Source organism: Thermus antranikianii DSM 12462 (assembly GCF_000423905.1).
Lineage (GTDB): Bacteria > Deinococcota > Deinococci > Deinococcales > Thermaceae > Thermus > Thermus antranikianii.
On record NZ_AUIW01000010.1, the window covers coordinates 34,284 to 53,298 of the forward strand.

The 19,015-nt window shown below is 65.5% G+C and carries 20 protein-coding genes; 13 read left to right on the top strand and 7 right to left on the bottom strand.

Translation table 11 applies throughout. The features are described 5' to 3' along the window. Nucleotides 1–3 precede the first annotated feature (3 nt). Nucleotides 4–1,143, top strand: a complete 1,140-nt coding sequence (locus G584_RS0107785) for a VanW family protein (protein ID WP_028494120.1) — start codon at nucleotides 4–6, stop codon at nucleotides 1,141–1,143. On the opposite strand, the gene G584_RS0107790 is transcribed toward G584_RS0107785, so the two are convergent. From G584_RS0107790 to G584_RS0107805, 4 genes are all read right to left on the bottom strand, one after another. Further along, nucleotides 1,085–1,345 carry a cupin domain-containing protein gene (locus tag G584_RS0107790; protein ID WP_028494121.1) on the bottom strand — a complete coding sequence of 87 codons (261 nt, stop codon included), beginning with the start codon at nucleotides 1,343–1,345 and terminating at the stop codon, nucleotides 1,085–1,087. The two genes, G584_RS0107785 and G584_RS0107790, sit on opposite strands and share 59 nt — an antisense overlap. Beyond that, nucleotides 1,345–3,852 (bottom strand): type I DNA topoisomerase, encoded by a 2,508-nt coding sequence (gene topA / locus G584_RS0107795; RefSeq protein ID WP_245563364.1) that lies wholly within the window; start codon nucleotides 3,850–3,852, stop codon nucleotides 1,345–1,347. Before topA ends, G584_RS0107790 begins: the two co-directional genes overlap by 1 nt. Nucleotides 3,853–4,131: 279 nt before the next feature. Beyond that, nucleotides 4,132–5,454 (bottom strand): acetyl-CoA hydrolase/transferase family protein, encoded by a 1,323-nt coding sequence (locus G584_RS0107800; protein ID WP_028494123.1) that lies wholly within the window; start codon nucleotides 5,452–5,454, stop codon nucleotides 4,132–4,134. Next, nucleotides 5,451–6,509: an NAD(P)-dependent oxidoreductase gene (locus tag G584_RS0107805; RefSeq protein WP_028494124.1), complete on the bottom strand. Its 1,059-nt coding sequence runs from the start codon at nucleotides 6,507–6,509 to the stop codon at nucleotides 5,451–5,453. Before G584_RS0107805 ends, G584_RS0107800 begins: the two co-directional genes overlap by 4 nt. An 86-nt stretch (nucleotides 6,510–6,595) precedes the next feature. Here G584_RS0107805 and G584_RS0107810 point away from each other — a divergent pair, with 86 nt between their 5' ends. The 4 genes from G584_RS0107810 (at nucleotide 6,596) to G584_RS0107825 (ending at nucleotide 9,304) form a co-directional block, all read left to right on the top strand. Beyond that, on the top strand, nucleotides 6,596–7,072 hold the full coding sequence (locus G584_RS0107810; protein ID WP_028494125.1) for a DUF456 domain-containing protein: 477 nt from the start codon (nucleotides 6,596–6,598) through the stop codon (nucleotides 7,070–7,072). A gap of 73 nt (nucleotides 7,073–7,145) precedes the next feature. After that, the gene (locus G584_RS0107815; RefSeq protein ID WP_028494126.1) at nucleotides 7,146–7,394 is read left to right on the top strand and encodes a glutaredoxin family protein; all 249 of its coding nucleotides are present in this window, start codon (nucleotides 7,146–7,148) and stop codon (nucleotides 7,392–7,394) included. An 8-nt stretch (nucleotides 7,395–7,402) separates the two neighbouring features. After that, a complete protein-coding gene (gene lgt / locus G584_RS0107820; RefSeq protein ID WP_157626400.1) occupies nucleotides 7,403–8,224 on the top strand; it encodes a prolipoprotein diacylglyceryl transferase in 822 nt (273 codons plus the stop codon). A 9-nt stretch (nucleotides 8,225–8,233) separates the two neighbouring features. Next, nucleotides 8,234–9,304: a cystathionine beta-lyase gene (locus G584_RS0107825; protein WP_028494128.1), complete on the top strand. Its 1,071-nt coding sequence runs from the start codon at nucleotides 8,234–8,236 to the stop codon at nucleotides 9,302–9,304. 41 nt (nucleotides 9,305–9,345) lie between these two features. Here G584_RS0107825 and G584_RS0107830 read toward each other — a convergent pair whose 3' ends face one another. Beyond that, nucleotides 9,346–9,810 carry an Hsp20/alpha crystallin family protein gene (locus G584_RS0107830; protein WP_028494129.1) on the bottom strand — a complete coding sequence of 155 codons (465 nt, stop codon included), beginning with the start codon at nucleotides 9,808–9,810 and terminating at the stop codon, nucleotides 9,346–9,348. A gap of 98 nt (nucleotides 9,811–9,908) precedes the next feature. Here G584_RS0107830 and G584_RS0107835 point away from each other — a divergent pair, with 98 nt between their 5' ends. The 3 genes from G584_RS0107835 to G584_RS0107845 are packed head-to-tail and all read left to right on the top strand — an operon-like array spanning nucleotide 9,909 to nucleotide 11,976. Further along, on the top strand, nucleotides 9,909–10,601 hold the full coding sequence (locus G584_RS0107835; protein ID WP_028494130.1) for a sulfurtransferase: 693 nt from the start codon (nucleotides 9,909–9,911) through the stop codon (nucleotides 10,599–10,601). Further along, nucleotides 10,598–11,233 carry an MBL fold metallo-hydrolase gene (locus G584_RS0107840; RefSeq protein ID WP_028494131.1) on the top strand — a complete coding sequence of 212 codons (636 nt, stop codon included), beginning with the start codon at nucleotides 10,598–10,600 and terminating at the stop codon, nucleotides 11,231–11,233. Before G584_RS0107835 ends, G584_RS0107840 begins: the two co-directional genes overlap by 4 nt. Further along, nucleotides 11,221–11,976 carry a zinc ribbon domain-containing protein gene (locus G584_RS0107845; protein WP_028494132.1) on the top strand — a complete coding sequence of 252 codons (756 nt, stop codon included), beginning with the start codon at nucleotides 11,221–11,223 and terminating at the stop codon, nucleotides 11,974–11,976. The genes G584_RS0107840 and G584_RS0107845 overlap by 13 nt, the downstream gene beginning before the upstream one ends. Here G584_RS0107845 and G584_RS0107850 read toward each other — a convergent pair. Next, entirely contained in the window at nucleotides 11,973–12,401 is a 429-nt protein-coding gene (locus G584_RS0107850) for an OsmC family protein (protein ID WP_028494133.1), read from the bottom strand. The two genes, G584_RS0107845 and G584_RS0107850, sit on opposite strands and share 4 nt — an antisense overlap. Before the next feature lie 119 nt (nucleotides 12,402–12,520). Between G584_RS0107850 and G584_RS0107855 the strand changes: the two genes are divergently transcribed. The 5 genes from G584_RS0107855 to truA all read left to right on the top strand — a co-directional run bounded on the left by G584_RS0107855 (nucleotide 12,521) and on the right by truA (nucleotide 17,783). After that, nucleotides 12,521–13,297, top strand: coding sequence for a metalloenzyme (locus G584_RS0107855; RefSeq protein WP_028494134.1), 777 nt, complete (start codon nucleotides 12,521–12,523; stop codon nucleotides 13,295–13,297). Nucleotides 13,298–13,381: 84 nt separating this feature from the next. After that, entirely contained in the window at nucleotides 13,382–14,377 is a 996-nt protein-coding gene (locus G584_RS0107860; protein WP_028494135.1) for an iron ABC transporter substrate-binding protein, read from the top strand. Nucleotides 14,378–14,424: 47 nt separating this feature from the next. Next, entirely contained in the window at nucleotides 14,425–15,978 is a 1,554-nt protein-coding gene (locus tag G584_RS0107865; protein ID WP_028494136.1) for an ABC transporter permease, read from the top strand. Continuing rightward, entirely contained in the window at nucleotides 15,957–17,009 is a 1,053-nt protein-coding gene (locus G584_RS0107870; RefSeq protein WP_028494137.1) for an ABC transporter ATP-binding protein, read from the top strand. The genes G584_RS0107865 and G584_RS0107870 overlap by 22 nt, the downstream gene beginning before the upstream one ends. Nucleotides 17,010–17,018: 9 nt before the next feature. After that, complete coding sequence (gene truA / locus G584_RS0107875) at nucleotides 17,019–17,783, top strand: tRNA pseudouridine(38-40) synthase TruA (protein ID WP_028494138.1); 765 nt, start codon at nucleotides 17,019–17,021, stop codon at nucleotides 17,781–17,783. Nucleotides 17,784–17,823: 40 nt separating this feature from the next. Here truA and G584_RS0107880 read toward each other — a convergent pair whose 3' ends face one another. After that, nucleotides 17,824–19,011: an ABC transporter permease gene (locus G584_RS0107880; RefSeq protein ID WP_028494139.1), complete on the bottom strand. Its 1,188-nt coding sequence runs from the start codon at nucleotides 19,009–19,011 to the stop codon at nucleotides 17,824–17,826. Nucleotides 19,012–19,015 lie beyond the last annotated feature (4 nt).

Genomic DNA, 19,015 nt, shown 5'->3' on the forward strand with positions numbered 1-19,015 from the left:
CCCATGCTTCGGCGATTCGCCTGGACGCTGGCCCTGGGCCTTGCCCTGGCCCAGGGTAGCACCACCCCTGATTCCTCCCCTATCACCGCCATCCTGGTCCTGGAAGAGGACGTCATTGAAGATGGTCAGATTCTCAGCTATGTAGGTAGCCAACCCTATCCTGTGGCCACGGAGAAGGAGCTGAGAGTCCTCATCAAAAAGCTGGCCCGTGAACCCAAAAGGCCCCGCTTCATCCTGCAGGATGGGCGCTGGCGGGGGGTGGAGAAAAAAGGGCTCGCCTTTGACGAGGCCGAGGTTCTGGCCGCCTATCGCGAGGCTCTGGCCAACGGGCGCAAAAGCTTCCGCCTGCCCGTGCGCTACCTCCCGCCCAACCCAAGCCTCAAGGACCTCTACGCCCTGGGAATCCGGGAGCACCTGGCCACCGGGGAAACGGACTTCCGGGGTTCCAGCCGGGAGCGTACCCACAACCTGCTCCTTGCCTCCAGCAAGCTGGACGGCCTCTTGATCCCCCCGGGCACCTTCTCCTTCAACCAGGCCCTGGGGCCCATCACCGAGGAAGAAGGATACAAGGAAGCCTTCGTCATCGTGGGGGACCGCACGGAGCAGGGGGTGGGGGGCGGGGTCTGCCAGGTTTCCACCACCTTGTTCCGGGCGTTTTTCCTGGCCGGGCTACCCATAAAGGAGCGCCACGCCCACAGCTACCAGGTGGCCTACTACAAGCCCACGGGCCTGGACGCCGCGGTGATCCAGCCTTACAAGGACCTCAAGGCGGTGAACGACACCCCGGGGCACATCCTGGTGCAGCGCTCCGTGGTGGGCACCCGGCTCCGCTTTCACCTCTTCGGCACCAAGGACCGGGAGGTGCGCTGGGAAGGTCCCTTCATCTCCGACAGAAAGCCTCCCTTACCCCCCCGGGAGATCCCGGACCCCTCCTTGTCCCCTGGCGTGCGCAAACAGGTGGACTTCGCCGCCGAGGGGGCCAGGGTGGAGGTAAGGCGCACCGTGCGCTACCGGGACGGCCGGGTGCGGGAGAGCAAGGTGGTGAGCGTGTACAGGCCCTGGGGTGCCGTGTACCTGGTGGGGCCTACCCCACCTCCAGAAGCACCGCCCGCTCCACCGGCACAAGGCGGTGGGGCTCCGTAACCCGGGCGGCCTCCCCCCTTTTCAGGTGCAGGTACTGGCCTTGGGGCAGGTCAATGACCAGTTCCCCCTCCAGAACCAGGTAAAAGGCCCTATCCTGGCGTTCTTCTTCCCCCACCAGGGTATAACCCCGCACCGGCACGCCGGGCACCTCCACCTTCCCCTCCCGGGCCAGGCGCAGGAGATGAAGCTTGAAGCTTTCCATCAGGTAACCGCCTCCTTCCTGGCGCGGCCCTTCTTCATGCGTAGCTTGAAGATGGCCCGCTGGGCCAGCTTGGCCGCTTCCGGGGAAAGGACTTCCCCAAGGGCCAAGGCCTCCGCCGCCTGGCGCTCTTCCGGGGTGAGTTCCCCAAGGAAGGGTTTCAGCTCCTCCCAGTCCTTGGGGGGTTTGGGTGGGGAAGGTTCCTGAACCTTCGCCTTGGCCTTCGCCCCAGTGCGGCTTTCTCCCGCCCTAGCGGCCTTGCGGCGGGAGGACCTCCTGCCCCTGGAAGCCGAATCCCCTGACGGGGAGGCAGCCCGGCTGGAAGCTTTGGGAGGAGGAATCAGCTTGGGGTCATGAACCGGGCAGGCAGGGTTCATGCAGGCTCCTTCCCCCTTCTTCACCAAGGGCCAGCCGCAGGAAGGGCAGGTCTGGTCCAAGAGGGGGTAGAAGGATAGGAAATCGCAGGCGTTGTTCTCGCACTTGTAGTAGGGCTTACCCCGGCGGCTTCGCTTCTCGAGGACCTGGCTTCCGCACTTGGGGCAAGTATGCCCCGTGGGCTCGCCATCGTCCCGGGTGTAATCGCACTCGGGGTAGCCGGAGCAGGCGATGAAGCTGCCATACCGGCCCTCCTTGCGCACCAGGGGTCTTCCGCACTTGGGGCAAGCCTCCCCGATGGGCTCGGCCTCCTTTTTCCTCTCCAAAGGCTCGGTGTAGGTGCACTCCGGGTAGCCCGTGCACCCCAGAAACTGGCCGAAGCGGCTTACCTTTAGCTCCAAAGGCCTCCCGCACCGGGGACAGGTCTTCTTGGGCACCTGGGAAAGTTCCCCCAGAAAGGGCTCGTAGAACTCCCAAACCACCTTGGGCCAGGGGGCTTTCCCTTCCTCCACCTGGTCCAGGCGATCCTCCATGCGGGCGGTGAACTCGTAGGCCACCACCTGAGGGAAGCGCTCCTTAAGGTAGTGGGTCACCTGACGACCCAGGGGGGTGGGCAGCAGGGTACGCCCCTTGCGCACCACATACCCCCGCTTTTCCAGGGTTTCCAGGGTGGGGGCGTAGGTGGAGGGACGCCCGATGCCGAGCTCCTCCATGGTCTTCACCAAGGTGGCGTCCGTGTACCGGGGCGGGGGCTCGGTAAAGTGTTGCTGGGTCTTGACCTCCAAAAGCTCCGCCCCTGTGCCCTCCGCCACCAGGGGCAAGGGGGGTTCCGCCTCCGCCTCTTGCCCCTCATTTACCGCTTGCGCCACCCCCCCTTCATCCCCCCGCCCCCAGGCCTTCAGGTACCCCTCAAACTTAAGCACCGAGCCCGAGGCGCGGAAGGTGAAACGGGGCTTCTCCCCCTCATCTTTGAGAAGCACCACCGTCTGGTCGTAGAGGGCATCCCGCATCTGGCTGGCGACAAAGCGCCGCCAAATGAGGTCGTAAAGGCGATACTCCTCGTCGGAAAGGTACTTCCTCACGCTATCGGGAGTGCGCCGCACGTCGGTGGGGCGGATGGCCTCGTGGGCGTCCTGCACCCCCTCCTTGCGGTTCCGGTAAACCCTGGGGCCTTCCGGCAGGTACTCGAGGCCAAAGATCCTTTGAATGACCTCCCGGGCCGCTTGCAAGGCCTCCGGGGAAACCCGCACCGAGTCGGTGCGCATGTAGGTGATGAGGCCCACCGTCCCTTCGGGAAGATCCACGCCCTCGTAGAGGCGCTGGGCGATGCGCATGGTGCGGCTTGCCGTGTAGCCTAGACGGCTGCTGGCCGCCTGCTGCAAGGTGGAGGTGGTGAAAGGAGGCGGGGGAGATTTGCGGCGCTCCTTGGTCTCCACCTGGACCACGCGGTAGGACCGGCCCTTGACCTCCTCGGCCAAGGCCTGGGCCTGGGCCTCGTTCGCCAGGTGGAGCTTCCCCTCCTTCTCCCCCTGGCCGGCCCATAGCCGCTTGCCCTCCACCTCATAGAGGCTTGCGGGAAGGGTTCGGTCCTGGCCCAGGGTGAAAACCCCCTCCAAGGTCCAGTACTCCTCCGGGCGGAAGGCCTCGATCTCCTCCTCCCGCTCCACCACCAGCCGTAGGGCCACGCTCTGGACCCTTCCCGCGGAGAGGGCCCGCTTGCGGAACTCCAGGGAAAGGAGAGGAGAGAGGTTATAGCCCACCAGACGATCCAGGACCCTCCGGGCCTGCTGGGCATCCACCAGGTTCTGGTCTATGGGCCTAGGGTTTTGCACCGCCTGCCGCACCACCCTGGGCGTGATCTCGTGGAACTCCACCCTTAGAGGCTCCCTGGGATCGCGGCCCAGAAGCCTCGCCACATGCCAGCCGATGGCCTCCCCCTCCCGGTCAGGGTCGGTGGCGATGAGAAGGCGCTTGCCCTCAGCAGCCCGCTTCAACGCCTCCACCACGGGCTTCTTGTCCTTTTTTATCTCGTAGGTGGGGGCGAAGTCCCGCTCCACATCCACCCCGAGCTCTCGTTCCGGCAGGTCGGCCACGTGCCCCAAACTCGCCCGCACCTCATAGCCGGGCCCCAACATCTTCTGGATGCTCCTGGCCTTGGCGGGGGATTCCACCACCACCAGGGTGGAAATCCCTCCCTCCCGGGGAGTCCCGGCCCGGTCGGCATCCAGGCTGGCCGATGACGCAGGGCTCGCGCGCTGGGTATCTTTCAAGCCTTTCTCTCGTCCTTTGGTCGCCTTTCGCGCCCCCTCGGGCCGGCTCTTGCTCGGCATCGCCCCCTATTTAGGAGCCTCATCCCCCCACTTGTCAAGGCCGCTAGGCCCCAAACAACCAGGAAAACCTAGGGCAACGCCTTCCTAGCCAGAACCCTTAGGCCCCAGGTCGATGCCCGGATAAACCCTGGGCAGAAGCCTCCTCTCCCACGCCGCTTTCAAAAGCTCCTCCCGGAAGTCGGGGTGGGCCACCTCAATGAGGGCCAGGGCCCTCTCCCTTAGGGAGCGGCCGAAGAGTTCGGCGATGCCCCACTCGGTGACCACGTAGTGCACATCGGCCCGGGTGGTGACCACCCCGGCCCCTGGCTTCAGGTAGGGAACGATACGGCTTTGCCCCTTGGCGGTGGAGGGCAGGGCGATGATGGGCTTGCCCCCCTCGCTCCTCGCCGCCCCACGGATGAAGTCCAGCTGACCGCCGAAGCCCGAGTAGATGCGGGTGCCGATGGAGTCCGCCACCACCTGGCCGGTAAGGTCCACCTCGATGGCGGAGTTGATGGCCACCATCTTGCGGTTCTGGGCCACCACAAAGGGATCGTTCACGTAGTCCGCGGGGTGGAGTTCAAAGAGGGGGTTGTCGTGGACGAAGCGGTAGAGCCGTTCCGAGCCCAGGACAAAGGTGCCGACCACCTTGCCAGGGTGAAGGGTCTTCCTGGCCCCTGTGATGAGGCCCTTTTCAAAGGCCTCCAGAACCCCGTCGGAGATCATCTCCGTGTGGATGCCTAAGTCCCGCCTGCCCTCGAGGCTGGCCAGCACGGCATCGGGAATGGCCCCGATGCCCATCTGCAAGGTGGCCCCATCCTCAATGAGGCTCGCCACGTGCTCCCCGATCCTCCGCTCCACCTCGCCAAAGCCCTCCCGCTTCAGCTCGGGCAGGGGCCAGTCCAGCTCCACGATGGCGGTGAAGCGGGAGACGTGGACGAAGGTATCCCCCAGGGTTCTCGGCATCCTGGGGTTCACCATGGCGATCACGATGGGGGCCGCCTCGAGGGCCGCCTTGGTGGCGATCACCTCCACCCCCAGGGAGCAGAAGCCGTGCTCGTCGGGCGGGGAAACCTGGACGATGGCGGCATCCAGGGGAAGGATGCGCCTTTTGAAAAGCCAGGGCACCTGGTGGAGCATGATGGGCACGTAGTCGGCCCGGCCCTGGTTCACCGCCTCCCGGTCGGTGGGCCCCACGAAGAGGGAGCGGCGCCGGAAGTGCCCCTCCATCTCCGGGGAGGCAAAGGGATCCTCCCCCATCTGCAAGAGGTGGACGAGTTCCACGTTCTCCAGCTCCTCCTTGCGGGCGGCCAGGGCCTTCAGGATGGGGGTAGGGGTGGCGGCGTTTCCGGAAACGAAGACCCGCATCCCGGATCGGATGAGGGTGACGGCATCCTCGGGGGAAGTCAGCTTCTTGCGGTAGCTCATTCCAGGTGGCCTCCTTTCTGGCCCAGGAGGAGGTAAGCCCCTTGCCGGAGCTCGGGAACCCCCAAGGGATCCTCCTCCACCTCTAGGAGAAAGGGCAAAAGGGTGGCGGTGAGGGCGTGGCTGCTGGTACGGGGCACCAGGGCGGGAACGTTGGGGAGGCAGAAGTGGGTGATGCCCATCTCCTGGTACACCCCCACCCGGCTGGTTTCCGCAATTCCCCCCTGGTCGATGGCGAAATCCAGGAGCACGGCCCCCGGGCGCATGCGGGAAAGCAGGGCCCGGCTTAGGAGGAGGGGGGCCCTCTCCCCAGGCACCGCCACCGCTCCCACCAGGACGTCGGCAAAGGCGGCGTACCGCTCCAGCCGGCTTTGGGTGATGAGGGCGGTAACCGCCCCCTTGGCCTCCTTGGAGGCTTCCTCCAGGGCGGAAAGCTCCTTGTCCAGGAGGTAGACCGAGGCCCCCATTCCCAAAAAGGCGCGGGCCGCCGCCCTTCCCAAAACCCCCGCCCCCAGGATGACCACATCCGCAGGGGGAATCCCCGGCAGCCCGGAAAGAAGCACCCCGGGACCAAAGGGGGCCTCCAGAAGCCTCCCGGCGATCTGGGGGGCCAGGCGGCCTGCGATCTCGCTCATGGCCTTGAGCACGGGGCGCCTCCCCCCGGCTCCGATGAGTTCGTAGCCGATGGCGGTCAAACCCTTTTCCGCCATGGCCTCCACCAGGGAGGATTCCGCCACCGCCAGGTGCATGAAGGCCATGATGGTGGCTCCGGGTCGGAGCAGGGCGATCTCCTCGAGGGTGGGCCTTCCCACCTTCAAGACCACCTCCCCACGGCCAAAGGCTTCCTCCCGGCTCACCAACCGGGCCCCGGCCTCCTCGTAGGCCCCATCGGGGAAGCCCGCCCGTTCTCCCGCCCCCCGCTCCACATAGACCCGGTGGCCCCTCTCCACCAGCTCCCGCACCCCCTGGGGGGTAAGGGCCACCCGTCCCTCCCGCACCTCCCCGAAGGGGGGTTGGGTCTTGACCACGCCTTGCTCCTTGGGTAGGCCAAAGTCCATACCCGCCTCCTCGCCTAGAGCTTAAGGCCCTGCCTCAGGGCGGATGTCCTTTTCCTTCTCATGAAACCCCACCCTAGGCTTTTTTCGTGGATGCCTTCGCCGACTGGCTCTTCGTGGTCCTCTGGGGGGCGGGGGTGCTCCTCACCCTGGTGCCCTTCGTCCCCGCCACCCTCCTGATCCTGGCGGCCGCCCTCCTCCATGAGGCCCTGGTGGGCTTCCGGGAGCTTTCCCTGGGCCTGTGGCTGGCCCTGGGCGTCCTGGCCCTTCTGGCCATGAGCCTGGACAACCTCGCCACCCTCCTGGGGGCCAGAAGGTACGGGGCGGGGCGGGCAGGGCTATGGGGAGCGTTTTTGGGCGGGGTTTTGGGCCTCTTTCTGGGAGTGGTGGGGGTTTTGGTGCTCCCCTTTGTGCTGGCCTGGCTCTTTGAGTACCTTTCGGGGCGGAAACCCGAGGAGGCCCTTCGGGCGGCCTGGGGCACCCTGGTGGGCCTCATGGGGGGCGTGGTGGCCAAGGCGATCGTCCACGTGGCCATGGGGATCCTGGTGATCCGGGCCATCTTCTGATGCCATCCCCACCTGGCCAAACCAGGTTAGGGGCCCCCGGCGGTACTACCCCAGAGCAAGGTATGCTTTCCCCATGGACCTGGTCTTCGTCACCCGCGAGGGGTGCGGCCTTTGCGAGAAGGCGGAAAGGGCCCTCTGGACCCTGGGAATACCCTATGTGCGCCGGGATGTGGACCAAGACCCCGGGCTTTTCCGCCTCTACACCTTCCGGGTACCCGTGCTCCTCCTGGGGGAAGCGGTGCTTTTGGAAGGAGCCTTTGGGGAGAAAGAGCTGCTGGCCCTTGTGGCGCGCTGGCAGGAGTCCAAGGGAGGTGAGGCATGAACCCCACCATGATCCAAATCGGCCCCTTGCGCATCCAGTGGTACGGCTTCCTCCTGACCCTGGCCATCTTCATCGGCTTCGAGCTGGCCAAGCGCAGGCTTAGGGCCTGGGGGTTGGATGCGGAGAAGTTTGAGGTGGTGGCCTTCTTTGCGGTCATCTTCGGGGTGGTGGGGGCCCGGCTGGGCTACGTGCTCACCTCCCCGGGCTACTTCCTGCAAAACCCCATAGAGGTCCTGTACATCTGGCACGGAGGCCTCTCCTTCCACGGGGCCATTCTGGGCGGGGCTTTGGTCTTCTTCTACTTCCATAAGCGAAAGGGCTACCCCCTCTGGCCCTACCTGGACGCCGCCACCCCGGGGGTGGCCTTGGGCATCATCGCCGGCAGGATCGGGAACCTGATGAATGGCTCGGATACCGTGGGGCGCCTCACCTCCTTGCCCATCGGCTTCACCTGGCCGGAGTGGGCCAAGGGCTTCCCGGGAATCTGCCCCGGCATAGAGGACATCTCCCAGGTGTACCGGTGCGCGGAACTTCTCCGGGGCCCCGTGCACCTCACCCAGATCTACGGGGCCCTGGTGGGCCTCATCCTCCTGCCCCTCTCCTACTACTGGCTTCGCAAAAAGCCTTTTTACGGGTACGCCTTCTGGAGCTTCATCCTCTGGTACAGCGTGCTCCGCTCGGTCCTCGAGGAGCCCTTCCGGCTGAACCCCTTGTGGCTTCCCGTGTACCGCAATGACGAGCTGGGCATCGGCCTCTTCACCGCCACCCAGGTGGTGAGCCTGCCCCTCATCCTCCTTTCCTGGTACATGCTGCGGCGCCTGGGCCGGTAAGATAAGCCCATGGTGCTTCCCCCCCGCAAGGACTCGTTGAAGTGGGGCACCTACCCTGAGGACGTCCTGCCCCTTTGGGTGGCGGACATGGACTTCCCCGTGGCCGAGCCCATCCAGAGGGCCATACGGGAAAGGGCCGAGGGCTTTTTGGGCTACCCGCCACGGGATGGGGACCCGGAACTCAAGGCCCTCATCCTGGAACAAACGGGCTTAGAAGGGGAGGTGGCCTTCATGCCCGGGGTGGTGGTGGGGCTCTACGGGGCGGTGGCCGCCTTCACCGCACCCGGGCAGGGGGTCTTGACCCAGGTCCCCGTATACCCCCCGTTTCTGGCCGCCATCCGCCAGCAAAGGCGCACGGTTCTGGCCAACCCCTTACGGGAAACAGAGGAGGGGTACAGGCTGGACCTCGAGGGCCTGGAGCGCCTGGCCTATGCCAGCAGGCTCCTCCTCTTCTGCCACCCGCAAAACCCCACGGGAAGGGTCTACAGCGAGGAGGAGCTTTCCGCCCTGGCCGCCATCGCCCGCAAGCACGACCTCATCGTGGTTTCCGATGAGCTCCACGCCCCTTTGACCTACGAGAAGCCCCACGTGCCCCTGGCCCGCTTCCTCCCCGAGCGCACCCTCACCCTGCTGGGTCCGGGAAAGGCTTATAACCTGGCTGGACTGCCCATAGGGGCGGTGGTGGGGCCTAGGCCCCTGGTGGAGGCCTTCAAGCGCCACCTGCCCCACACCTTCCCCAACGTGTTGGCCATGGCCGCCTGGAAGGCCGCCCTGCTGGAGGCTGGACCCTGGCTTCGGGAAACCCTAGCCCGGCTTAGGGCCAACCGCGACCGGGTGGCGGCCTGGGCCAAGGAGGTGGGCCTCGGGCACTTCGCTCCGGAGGGCACCTACCTGGCCTGGTTCAAAACCCCCATTCCCCAGGCGGCCTCCTTCTTCCTCAAGGAGGCCCGGGTGGCCCTGAACCCCGGGGAAAACTTCGGGGAAGGATACGACCGCTACGTGCGCCTCAACTTCGCCACCTACCCCGAGGTGCTGGAGGAAGCCCTGAAGCGCCTTGCCGAGGCTCTAAAGAAAGTGTAAACCCCCCGGGGAACGTCCCCGGGGGGAAGGAGCTTCCGGGCTTACTGGACCACCTCGATGGGGATCCGCTTGGCCCGGGCCTCGGCCACCTTGGGCAGGGTGAGGCGCAGGATCCCGTGGCGGAACTCCGCCTTGGCCTGGGAGGCATCCACCTCCACGGGGAGGGTGAAGGTGCGCACGAAGGAGCCGTGGGGGATCTCCTGCAGGTAATAGCGGCGCACCTTAACCTCCTCGGCGGGCTTCACCTGGCCCCGTACGGTGAGCTTGCTCCCCTCGAGGCTCACCTCCAGGTCCTCGGGAGCCAGGCCCGGCACCGCCATCTCCAGGACCAAGGCCTCGTCGGTCTCGTAGAGGTCGGCCGGAGCCACGTAGGTGGCCACGGGCCGAACGAAGTCGCCCAGAACTTCCTCAAAGAGCCGGTTGGCCTCCTCCAGCAGGGAGAAAGGACCCCAGGTGCGGAAGGGGGTAATCTCCGCAGGGCGCACATCCCTACGAACCAGGGCCATACCTATCACCTCCTTTTCCACTTATATCACCTGCGCGTATCTTTGTCAAGTACGTTTATGCTTTCACGCCTACCCTTGCGCCCTCTATAATCAAGGGCATGGAGATCCCTCCTGAAGCCGTCTTGGTGGACACCCGGCCCAGGGCTGCCTACGAGGCAGGCCACCTGCCAGGCGCCCGCCACCTGGACCTTTCCGCCCCCAGGCTCCGCCTGCGGGAAGAGGCGGAGCTCAAGGCTCTCGAGGCCGGCCTCACCGACCTGTTCCAGGAACTTGGATTAAGAAGCCCGGTGGTCCTCTACGATGAGGGGCTCACCAGCCGCCTTTGCCGCACGGCCTTCTTCCTGGGCCTTGGGGGGCTAGAGGTGGAGCTTTGGACGGAGGGTTGGGAACCCTACGCCACCGAACGGGAAGAGCCCAAGCCCGAGCGCTCGGACACCATAGCCCGCCTCAGGCGAGACTGGCTCCTCACCGCAGACGAAGCGGCCAGGCACCCCCTTCTTTTGGATGTGCGAAGCCCCGAGGAGCACCAAGGTAAGGTCCATCCCCCCTGCTGCCCTAAGGGAGGACGGATCCCGGGGAGCCGGAATGCTCCCCTGGAGCTCTTCCTGGAGCCGGATAAGGTGCTAAAGCGGCTTGGCCTGGAGCCGGGACAGGAGGTGGGGGTCTACTGCCACTCCGGGGCCCGGAGCGCCGTGGCCTTCTTCGTGCTGAGAAGCCTCGGGGTGCGGGCCAGGAACTACCTGGGCTCCATGCACGAGTGGTTAGGGGAGGGCCTTCCCACCGAGCCATGAGGGTCTATTGCCTGAGCGTGGGCCCTCTCCAGGAAAACACCTACCTGGTGGAGGGGAAGGAGGGGGCGGTGCTCATAGACCCCGGGGACGAGGTGGAAAGGATTCTGGCCCTTTTGGAGTCCACGGGGTTAACGCCCAAGGCCATCCTCCTCACCCACGCCCACTTCGACCACGTGGGAGCGGTGGCCCCCTTGGTGAAGGCCCTGTCCCTGCCGGTCTTCCTCCACCCCTTGGACCTTCCCCTTTATCGGCATGCGGCGGAGGCGGCCCGCATGTGGGGCCTTGCCATCCCCGACCCTCCCCTCCCGGTAGAGCCTCTGGAAGAGGGGCAGGTCCTTTACGGCTTCACCGTCTGGCACCTTCCCGGCCATAGCCCCGGCCATGTGGCCTTCATCCATCCCGGCGAGGCCGGGGAACCCCCCCGGGTCCTTTCCGGGGATCTCCTCTTCAAAGGAAGCATCGGCCGCTACGACCTGCCAGGGGCAAACCGGGAGGACCTTTTCCGCTCCTTAAAGCGCCTCCTCACCCTGCCCCCACAAACGGAGGTCTACCCGGGGCATGGGCCCAGCACTACCCTGGCCCTCGAGGCCAAGACCAACCCCTTCCTCCTAGGGTTAGAATGGGAAACGTGAACGGGGCGGATGCTCCCCACAGGGGACAGCTTGAGGCGCTCAAGGCTCTTTATGACCTGCAGGAAAAGGACCTGGAGATAGACCGATTGCAAAAGGAGGCGGAAACCCTCCCCGAGGACCTGGTTTCCGTGAAGGCCCAGGTGGAGGCCCTGGAAGACCGGCTTGCCGACCTCCTGGAGCGCCAGGCAGAGCTCCGCAAGGAGTACCACCGCCACAGCTTGGACATCGAGGACCTCACCGCCAAGGAAAAACAGGCGGAGGCTGAACAGCGCCAGGCCCAAAGCGCCCGCGAGCAGACCCAGTACGAGAACCGCATCCAGCAGATCAAGGACCGCATCAAAGAGCTCCTGGAGCTTTCCACCCCCATCATGGAGGCCATGGAGAACCTGGAAAACGAGATCCAGGAGGTGGAAGCCCAGCTGGCGGCTTTAAAGCCCCGCCTGGAAGAACTCTTGGAGGCCAACCGGGTAAGGGTGGAGGCCCTAAAAGCCGAGATCGCCGTCAGGCTGGAGGAGCGCTCCCTCATGGCCCAGGCCATCCCTGCCCCTGTCCTGAAGGAGTACGAGGCCATTCGCCGGGCCCGCAAGGGCACCGGTATCGCCCGCATGCACCGCCAGGGCCAGGTCTTCCGTTGCGAAGGGTGCAACGTGGTCCTGCCCACCCACGTGGCGCAAAAAGTGGTACAGGGGCAGCTGGTGCGCTGCCCCTCCTGCGGCCGGCTCCTCTGGAAGGGGGAAGGTTAGGCCAAGCGGGCCTCGAGGGTAATCTCCCTCACTGCCCCCAGGGCCCGGGAAACCGGGCACCCTTCCTTGGCCGCCTGGGCGATTTCCTGGAACTTCTCCGGGGTTATCCCTGGCACCTCCACCTCGGTAACGAGCTCAATCCGCGTGATGGTGGCCTTTCCCTCCACCATCTCCAGGTGCACCCGGGCCTCGGTGGAAACCCGCTTGGGGGGAAACCCCTCCCGTTCCAGCGAGGCCGCCAGGGCCATGGAGAAGCACCCCGCATGGGCAGCGGCGATGAGCTCCTCGGGGTTGGTTCCCGGCCCCTCCTCAAAGCGGGAGGGGAAGGAATAGGGCCCTTCAAAGGTCTGGCTTTGCAGCCGCATCAACCCCTTGCCGCTCCGCAAACCTCCCTCCCATACCGCATTGGCCTTTCTTACCGGCATAGACTTACCTCCAGTGCCAGGATACCCAGAACCTCCGGGAAGGCCCGGTGAGAAAAGGCACTTTCTTCCCCATGCCCCTCTGGTTTGACGAAGGGGGATGAGTGGCGCACACTATAAGCGTGCTCTTCCTCTTTGTGGACGGCCTGGGCCTAGGGGAGGCCTTGCAGGGCCTCTTCCCCCTTCTTTTGGAACTCTCTCCCAAGGCCCTGGACGCCACCTTGGGGGTGGAGGGCCTGCCCCAGTCGGGTACGGGCCAAACCACGCTCCTCACCGGGGTCAACGCCGCTAGGCTCTTAGGCCACCACCAGGGGCCTTTCCCGAGCCCCAGGCTCAGGCCCCTTCTTCGGCAAAGCCTTTACGCCTGGGCCAAAGAGGCCGGCCTCAGGGTCCTGCACGCCAACGCCTACCGCCCGGAATACCTGAAGCGGGCCACGGGGGGAAGGAGGCTTATGCTTTCCGCCTTCGCCCAGGCGGCCCTCCTGGCAGGCTACCCCCTTCTGCCCTTAGGCCACCCCCTGGCACTCCCCCCTGCCTTCTGGGAGGATCCCTACGGGGTGGGGGCCAAAATGGCGGCCTTGACCCGAAGTTTCGACCTGGTGGTCCTGGAGTACTGGGCCCTGGACCTGGCCGCCCACCGCCATCCGGATACCCTTCCCGATCGCTTCCGCGAGCTTTCCCTGTTCCTGAAGGGCTTTCTGGAGGAAGGAGGCACCCTCCTCCTCACCTCCGACCACGGAAACGCCGAGGAGCCCTGGCACCCCAAGCACACCCGAAACCCCGTACCCCTGGTGTATACCGGGGAAACCCCCTTCTGGCCGCAGGATCTCGTGGGGGTGTTCCCCTGGCTGCAAGTGATTATCACTTCTAAACTTACAAAATCCGACCGGAATACTTGACTTTAATCCCCCCTTGGGGTAAAGTCCCCAGGCAGAGGGCGCCCTCGCCCCGGGGAACCCCTGGGGATGCAGGAAGGAGGCGAGATGCAGCTTAGAAGGTTCGCTACCCTGATCGGCCTTGCGGCTTTAGGACTGGCCTTCGCCCAGCAGCAGACCCTAACCATCTACTCCGGGCGGGGGCAGAGCTTGGTGGAACCCTTGGTGAAGCAGTTCCAGACGGAAACGGGTATCCGGGTCCAGGTGCGCTACGGCACCGACGCCCAGATCCTGGCGGCCTTGCAGGAGGAAGGAAGCCGTTCCCCGGCGGATGTCTTCTGGGCCAACACCGCGGGCGCCCTGGGCCAGGCGGCAAGCAAAGGGCTCTTAAGACCTCTGGGGGACACCCTCCTCAGGCAACCCCTGGCCTTCGTGCCCGCCTCCAAGGCCTGGGTGCCGGTGACCCTGCGCCTGAGGGTGCTGGCCTATAACCCCCAGAAGCTTAAGCCGGAAGAGCTTCCCGCGAGCATCCTGGACCTCCCCCGCTTCGCCCAGGAAAAGGACCTGGTGGGCCGGGTGGGCTGGACCCCCACCTACTCCAGCTTCCAGGACATGGTGGCGGGGATGATCGCCCTCTACGGGGAAGGCAGAACCCGGGAGTGGCTTTCCGCCATGAAGGCCCTAAACCCCAAGGGCTACGCCTCCAACCCGGCCATGCTGGACGCCATCCGCGCCGGGGAGATCGACCTCGGCTCCACCAACCATTACTACGTGGTGCGCTTCCGCCGGGCCGGGTACAACCTGGGGCTGCACTACTTTAAGGACGGGGACCCCGGCAACCTGGCCTTGGTCACGGGAGCGGGCATCCTCAAGACCTCCAAGAACCTGGTGGCCGCAAACCGCTTCCTCACCTACCTGCTTTCCCCGAAGGGGCAGCAGTACTTCGCGGGCACGGTGGGGGAATACCCCTTGGTGAAGGGAGTGGTGGCCGATGCCCACCTCCTGCCCCTCGAGGAGGCCCTGGCGAAAAGCCCCAAGCTGGACTTTGAGAAGCTCCCCCTGGACCAGGCCCTAAGGCTCCTAAGGGAACTGGGGATTCTCTAGGACTACCCCCTCCCCCCCGGATCCGGGGGCGAGCGCCAAAGCTGAGGATGACCAGCGCAAGAAGGCTCCACCAACTTCCCGGGCTCCTGCCCTTCCTGGTGCCCGCCCTCCTCACGGGGGGCGGGGTGGCCCTTCCCCTCCTCTACCTAGCCTTAAGGGCCCTGGAGGCCGATCCTGAAACCCTTCGGGATATCCTCCTCCGTCCCAAGAACCTGGAGCTGGTGAAGAACACCCTTTCCCTCCTCTTCGGGGTCCTCCTTTTCACCACCCTCATCGCCCTGCCCCTGGCCTTCCTCACCACCCGCACCGACCTCAAGGGGAAGCGCCTCTTCTCCATCCTCCTCACCCTGCCCCTGGCCATCCCCGGCTACGTGGGGGCCTACGTGATCCTTTCGGCCACGGGGCCCGGGGGAATCCTCCCCCTGCCGCGCCTCGAGGGGTACTGGGGGGCGCTTTTGGTCCTCTCCCTCATCACCTACCCCTACCTCTTTCTGGGTTTGCGGGCTGCTTTTTTGGGGCTGGACCCCAGCTTGGAGGAAGCCGCCCGAACCCTGGGCGTGGGACCCTTAAGAGCCTTTTTCCAAGTGGTCTTTCCCCAGCTCCTCCCCGCCCTCCTTTCGGGTTACCTGGTGGTGGGCCTCCACGTCCTGGGAGACTTCGGCACCGTGAGCCTCCTTCGCTACGAAACCTTCTCCTACGCCATTTACCTTCAGTACAGCGCCGCCTTTGACCGGGTGTACGCCGCCTGGCTGGCCCTTTTCCTCCTCCTCTTTACTGGAGGGCTTCTCCTTTTGGAAGGTACCTTCCTTCGCCGCCTTAGCCTGGCCCGTACGGGAAAGGGCAGCGGGAAAAAGGCTAGGCCCGTGCGCCTGGGCAGGTTCACCCCCTGGGCGTACCTCCTACTCCTCCTCCCCGTCCTCCTGGCCCTGGTCCTCCCCCTCTACGCCCTTTTCCACCTGGCAAGCCGCTTTCCCCGGGAACACCTCACCGGGCTTTGGGAAGCCCTCTCCCACTCCGCCATGGCCGCCATCCCCGCCTCCCTCCTGGCCGTGGGCATGGCCATGCCCATCGCCTACCTGGCGGTGCGCTACCCCTCACCGGCCTCCCGCTTCCTGGAAAGGCTGGGCTATCTGGGCTACACCGTTCCCCCTTTGGCCTTTGCCCTGGCCTGGATCTTCTTCAGCTTGAAAGGCCTCCCCTTCCTCTACGGCACCCTACCCCTCCTCATCCTGGTTTTGGCCTTCCACTTCCTGGCCGAGGGCCTGGGGCCGGTGCGGGGGGCGCTTTACCAGGTGCCAAGGCGCCTCGAGGAAGCAGCGAGGACCCTGGGGGACACCCCGGCGCGGGCCTTCTTCCGCGTCACCTTTCCCCTCCTCTGGCGAGGAGCGGTGGCGGGAGGGGCCTTGGCCTTCATCGGGGCGGTGAAGGAGCTTCCCATCACCCTCCTCCTCGCTCCCATGGGGTACAGCACCCTTTCCACCCAGGTTTTCGGCTACACTCAGGAAGCCATGTTCGCCGAGGCCGCCCCCTTTGCCCTAGCCATCGCCCTCCTCTCGGCGGCCTTTGTGGGGGTGTTGCTTTGGAGCGAGCGCCGCTTCTAATCCTGGAAGGCATCGTCAAGCGCTTCGGGGAGCTCGAGGTGCTTAAGGGAATCGACCTCGAGGTCTACCCCGGGGAGATCCTGGCCCTTTTGGGGCCCTCGGGCTGCGGCAAGACCACCCTCTTGAGGGTAGTGGCCGGGTTGGAAAACCCGGAGGCAGGGCGGATTTTCCTGGAGGGCAAGGAGATCACCTCCCTGCCCCCGGAAAAGCGGGGCATCGGTTTTGTCTTCCAGGACTATGCCCTTTTCCCCCACCTCACCGCCTTGGGCAACGTGGCCTTCGGCCTTAAGGGGAAAGACCGCTACGAGAAAGCCAAGAAGGCCCTGGAGCGGGTGGGCATGACCCTCTTCCAGGACCGCAAGCCCGGGGAGCTTTCCGGAGGGCAGCAGCAGCGCATCGCCCTGGCCCGGGCCCTGGCCCCGGGGCCGAAGCTGGTCCTCTTGGACGAACCCTTTTCCAGCCTGGACGCCAGCCTCAAGGCCAGCACCCGGGAGGAAGTGCGCAAGATCCTCAAGGAAACGGGCACCACCGCCCTCCTGGTCACCCACGACCAGGAGGAGGCCCTCTCCTTCGCTGACCGCCTGGGGGTGATGCGGGGAGGAAGGCTAGAGCAGGTGGGTACCCCCGAGGAGGTCTACCTCAAGCCCAAGACCCCCTTTGTGGCCCAGTTTCTGGGGCGCACCAACCTGCTTCCGGGGGAGGGATTCGGCCGGTATGCGGAGACCTGCCTGGGCCCTGTGCCCCTGGCGGAGCCCGCCCACGGACCCCTTCTCCTCTCCCTGCGCCCCGAGGCCCTAAGGCTTCTTCCCCCCGAAACCCCGGAGGGCGCCCTGGGACAGGTGCTGGCCCGGGAGTTCAAGGGGCACGACCTCACCTACCGGGTGCGCCTCTTCTCCCCGGAGAAGGAGATCCTGGTGCAGGAGGGACCGGAAAGCCCCTTCCGCGTGGGGGACCGGGTGCGGCTCAAGGTGGTGGGAAAGGGCGTGGCCCTCGAGGGGCATTCCTCCAAGGCCCCGGTGGGTGCGGATTAAGCTGGGCCCGTGCGCCGCATCCTGATCCTCACCGAGTACGACGGCACCCATTTCGCTGGGCTTCAGCGCCAGCGACCGGGCCTGCGCACCGTGCAGGGCGAGCTGGAAAGGATTTTGCCGGAAATCGGGGCCCTGCCCAAAGCGGTGGCCGCAGGCCGCACCGACGCTGGGGTGCATGCCCTGGCCATGCCCTTCCACTTTGACCTCTTAAGCAGGATTCCCACGGAAAGGATCCCCGAGGCCCTGAACCGCCTTCTCCCTGAGGACCTGAAGGTGATCGCCGCCAAGGAGGTGGCCCCAGACTTCCATGCCCGCAAGGACGCCCTTTGGCGGGCTTACCTTTACCGCATCCTCCTGAGGCCCCACCCCTCCCCCCTCCTCCGCCACCGGGCCCTTTGGATCCGCCACCCCCTGGACCTCGCCGCCGTGCGGGAAGCCCTCGCCCACCTCCCGGGCCGGCACAGCTTCCTGGGCTTCGCCAAGGAAGAAGTGCGGGCAGGGGAAAGGGAGCTTTACGAGGCCCGCATGGAGGAGGTGGAAGGGGAAGCAGGTAGGGAGCTACGCTTCTACTTCCGGGGCCAAAGCTTTCTGAGGGGCCAGGTGCGGGGGATGGTGGGAACCCTCCTCGAGGTGGGCTTGGGCAAGCGCTCCCCGGATAGCATCCGGCTCATCCTGCAAACCCAGGACCGGAGCCAAGCGGGCCCCTCGGCGCCGCCCCAGGGGTTATATTTCCTCGAGGCCGCCTACCCCCCGGAAAAACTAACCCCTCGGTAGACCGGGGGCCCCACCCTGGCTTTGCCAGGGTGGGGTGGCATCAGAGACGGCTCCTCGGATCCAAAGCATCCCGAAGCCCATCCCCCAGGTAGTTAAAGGCCAAGACGGTGATGAAGATCATGAACCCCGGGGGCAAGGCTAGCCAAGGAGCGGTGAAGATATACTCCTGGGCATTGGTGAGCATGTTGCCCCAGGTGGCCACCGGGGGCTGGATGCCAAAGCCCAGGAAGGAAAGGGCCGCTTCCACCAAAATGGCCCCGCCGATCTGCAGGGTGGCCTGCACGATGAGGGGAGCCAAGGTGTTGGGCACAAGATGCCGGAACATGATCCTGGCATCGCTTGCCCCCAGGGCCTGGGCGGCGGTGGCGTAGTCCTGCTCCCTCAAGGAAAGGATATTCCCCCGCACCAGCCGGGCCGTGCCCAACCAACCGAAAAGCACCAGGATGGTGATGATGATGAAAACGCTGGCCGCATCGCCGAAGAGCTCCTGGGCCCACTGCCCCACCTTTACCCCAGGGTCGCGCAATAAGGCGGAGAGCACCAGAAGAAGGGGCAGGGTAGGAATGGTGAGCATGAAGTCGATGAGGCGGCTTATGGCCACGTCCAAATCCAGGCGGATCTCCCCCTTAAGCCCATACCAGGCCGCCCAAAGCACCAGGACCAGGGCGAGCCCAAAGCCCAGATAGCTTCCCACGCTTCCCGCATGGATCCCATCCCTGGCTAAGGTCCAGGCGATGGAAAGGGCCAGGTACAGAACCCCGTAGTAGAGGAACCAGGAAAAAACCCGCCACAGGGCGAAGCTCCAGGGATAAAATCCCTCCCGCTCCCGCCTTAGGGGCCCCAGGTAAAACCGCAAGGGCCGGCCCGAATAGTACCCCGCCAGGGTGCCCATGATGGTACCCAGGATGACGCTGGAAAAGGCCACGGCGAAGCCCACCAAAAGGGAGATGCGGGAACCGTAGATGATGCGGGAGAGCACATCCCGGCCCAGGTCATCGGTGCCCAAAAGGTGCTCCCGGGAAGGGGGATTGAAGTAGTACTGGCCTACATCCTCACCCGTGGGCTGGGCAGTGGGATCATAGGGGGCGATCCAGGGAGCAAAGATGGCCATGAGGATCAGGAGAACGATGACCACCAACCCGGCCATGGCCATCTTGTGCCGCCTTAAGCGGCGCCAGAAAAGGCCGAAGAAGGTCCGGGGCTTGGCTTTCAAAGCTTGCGTTGCCATGATG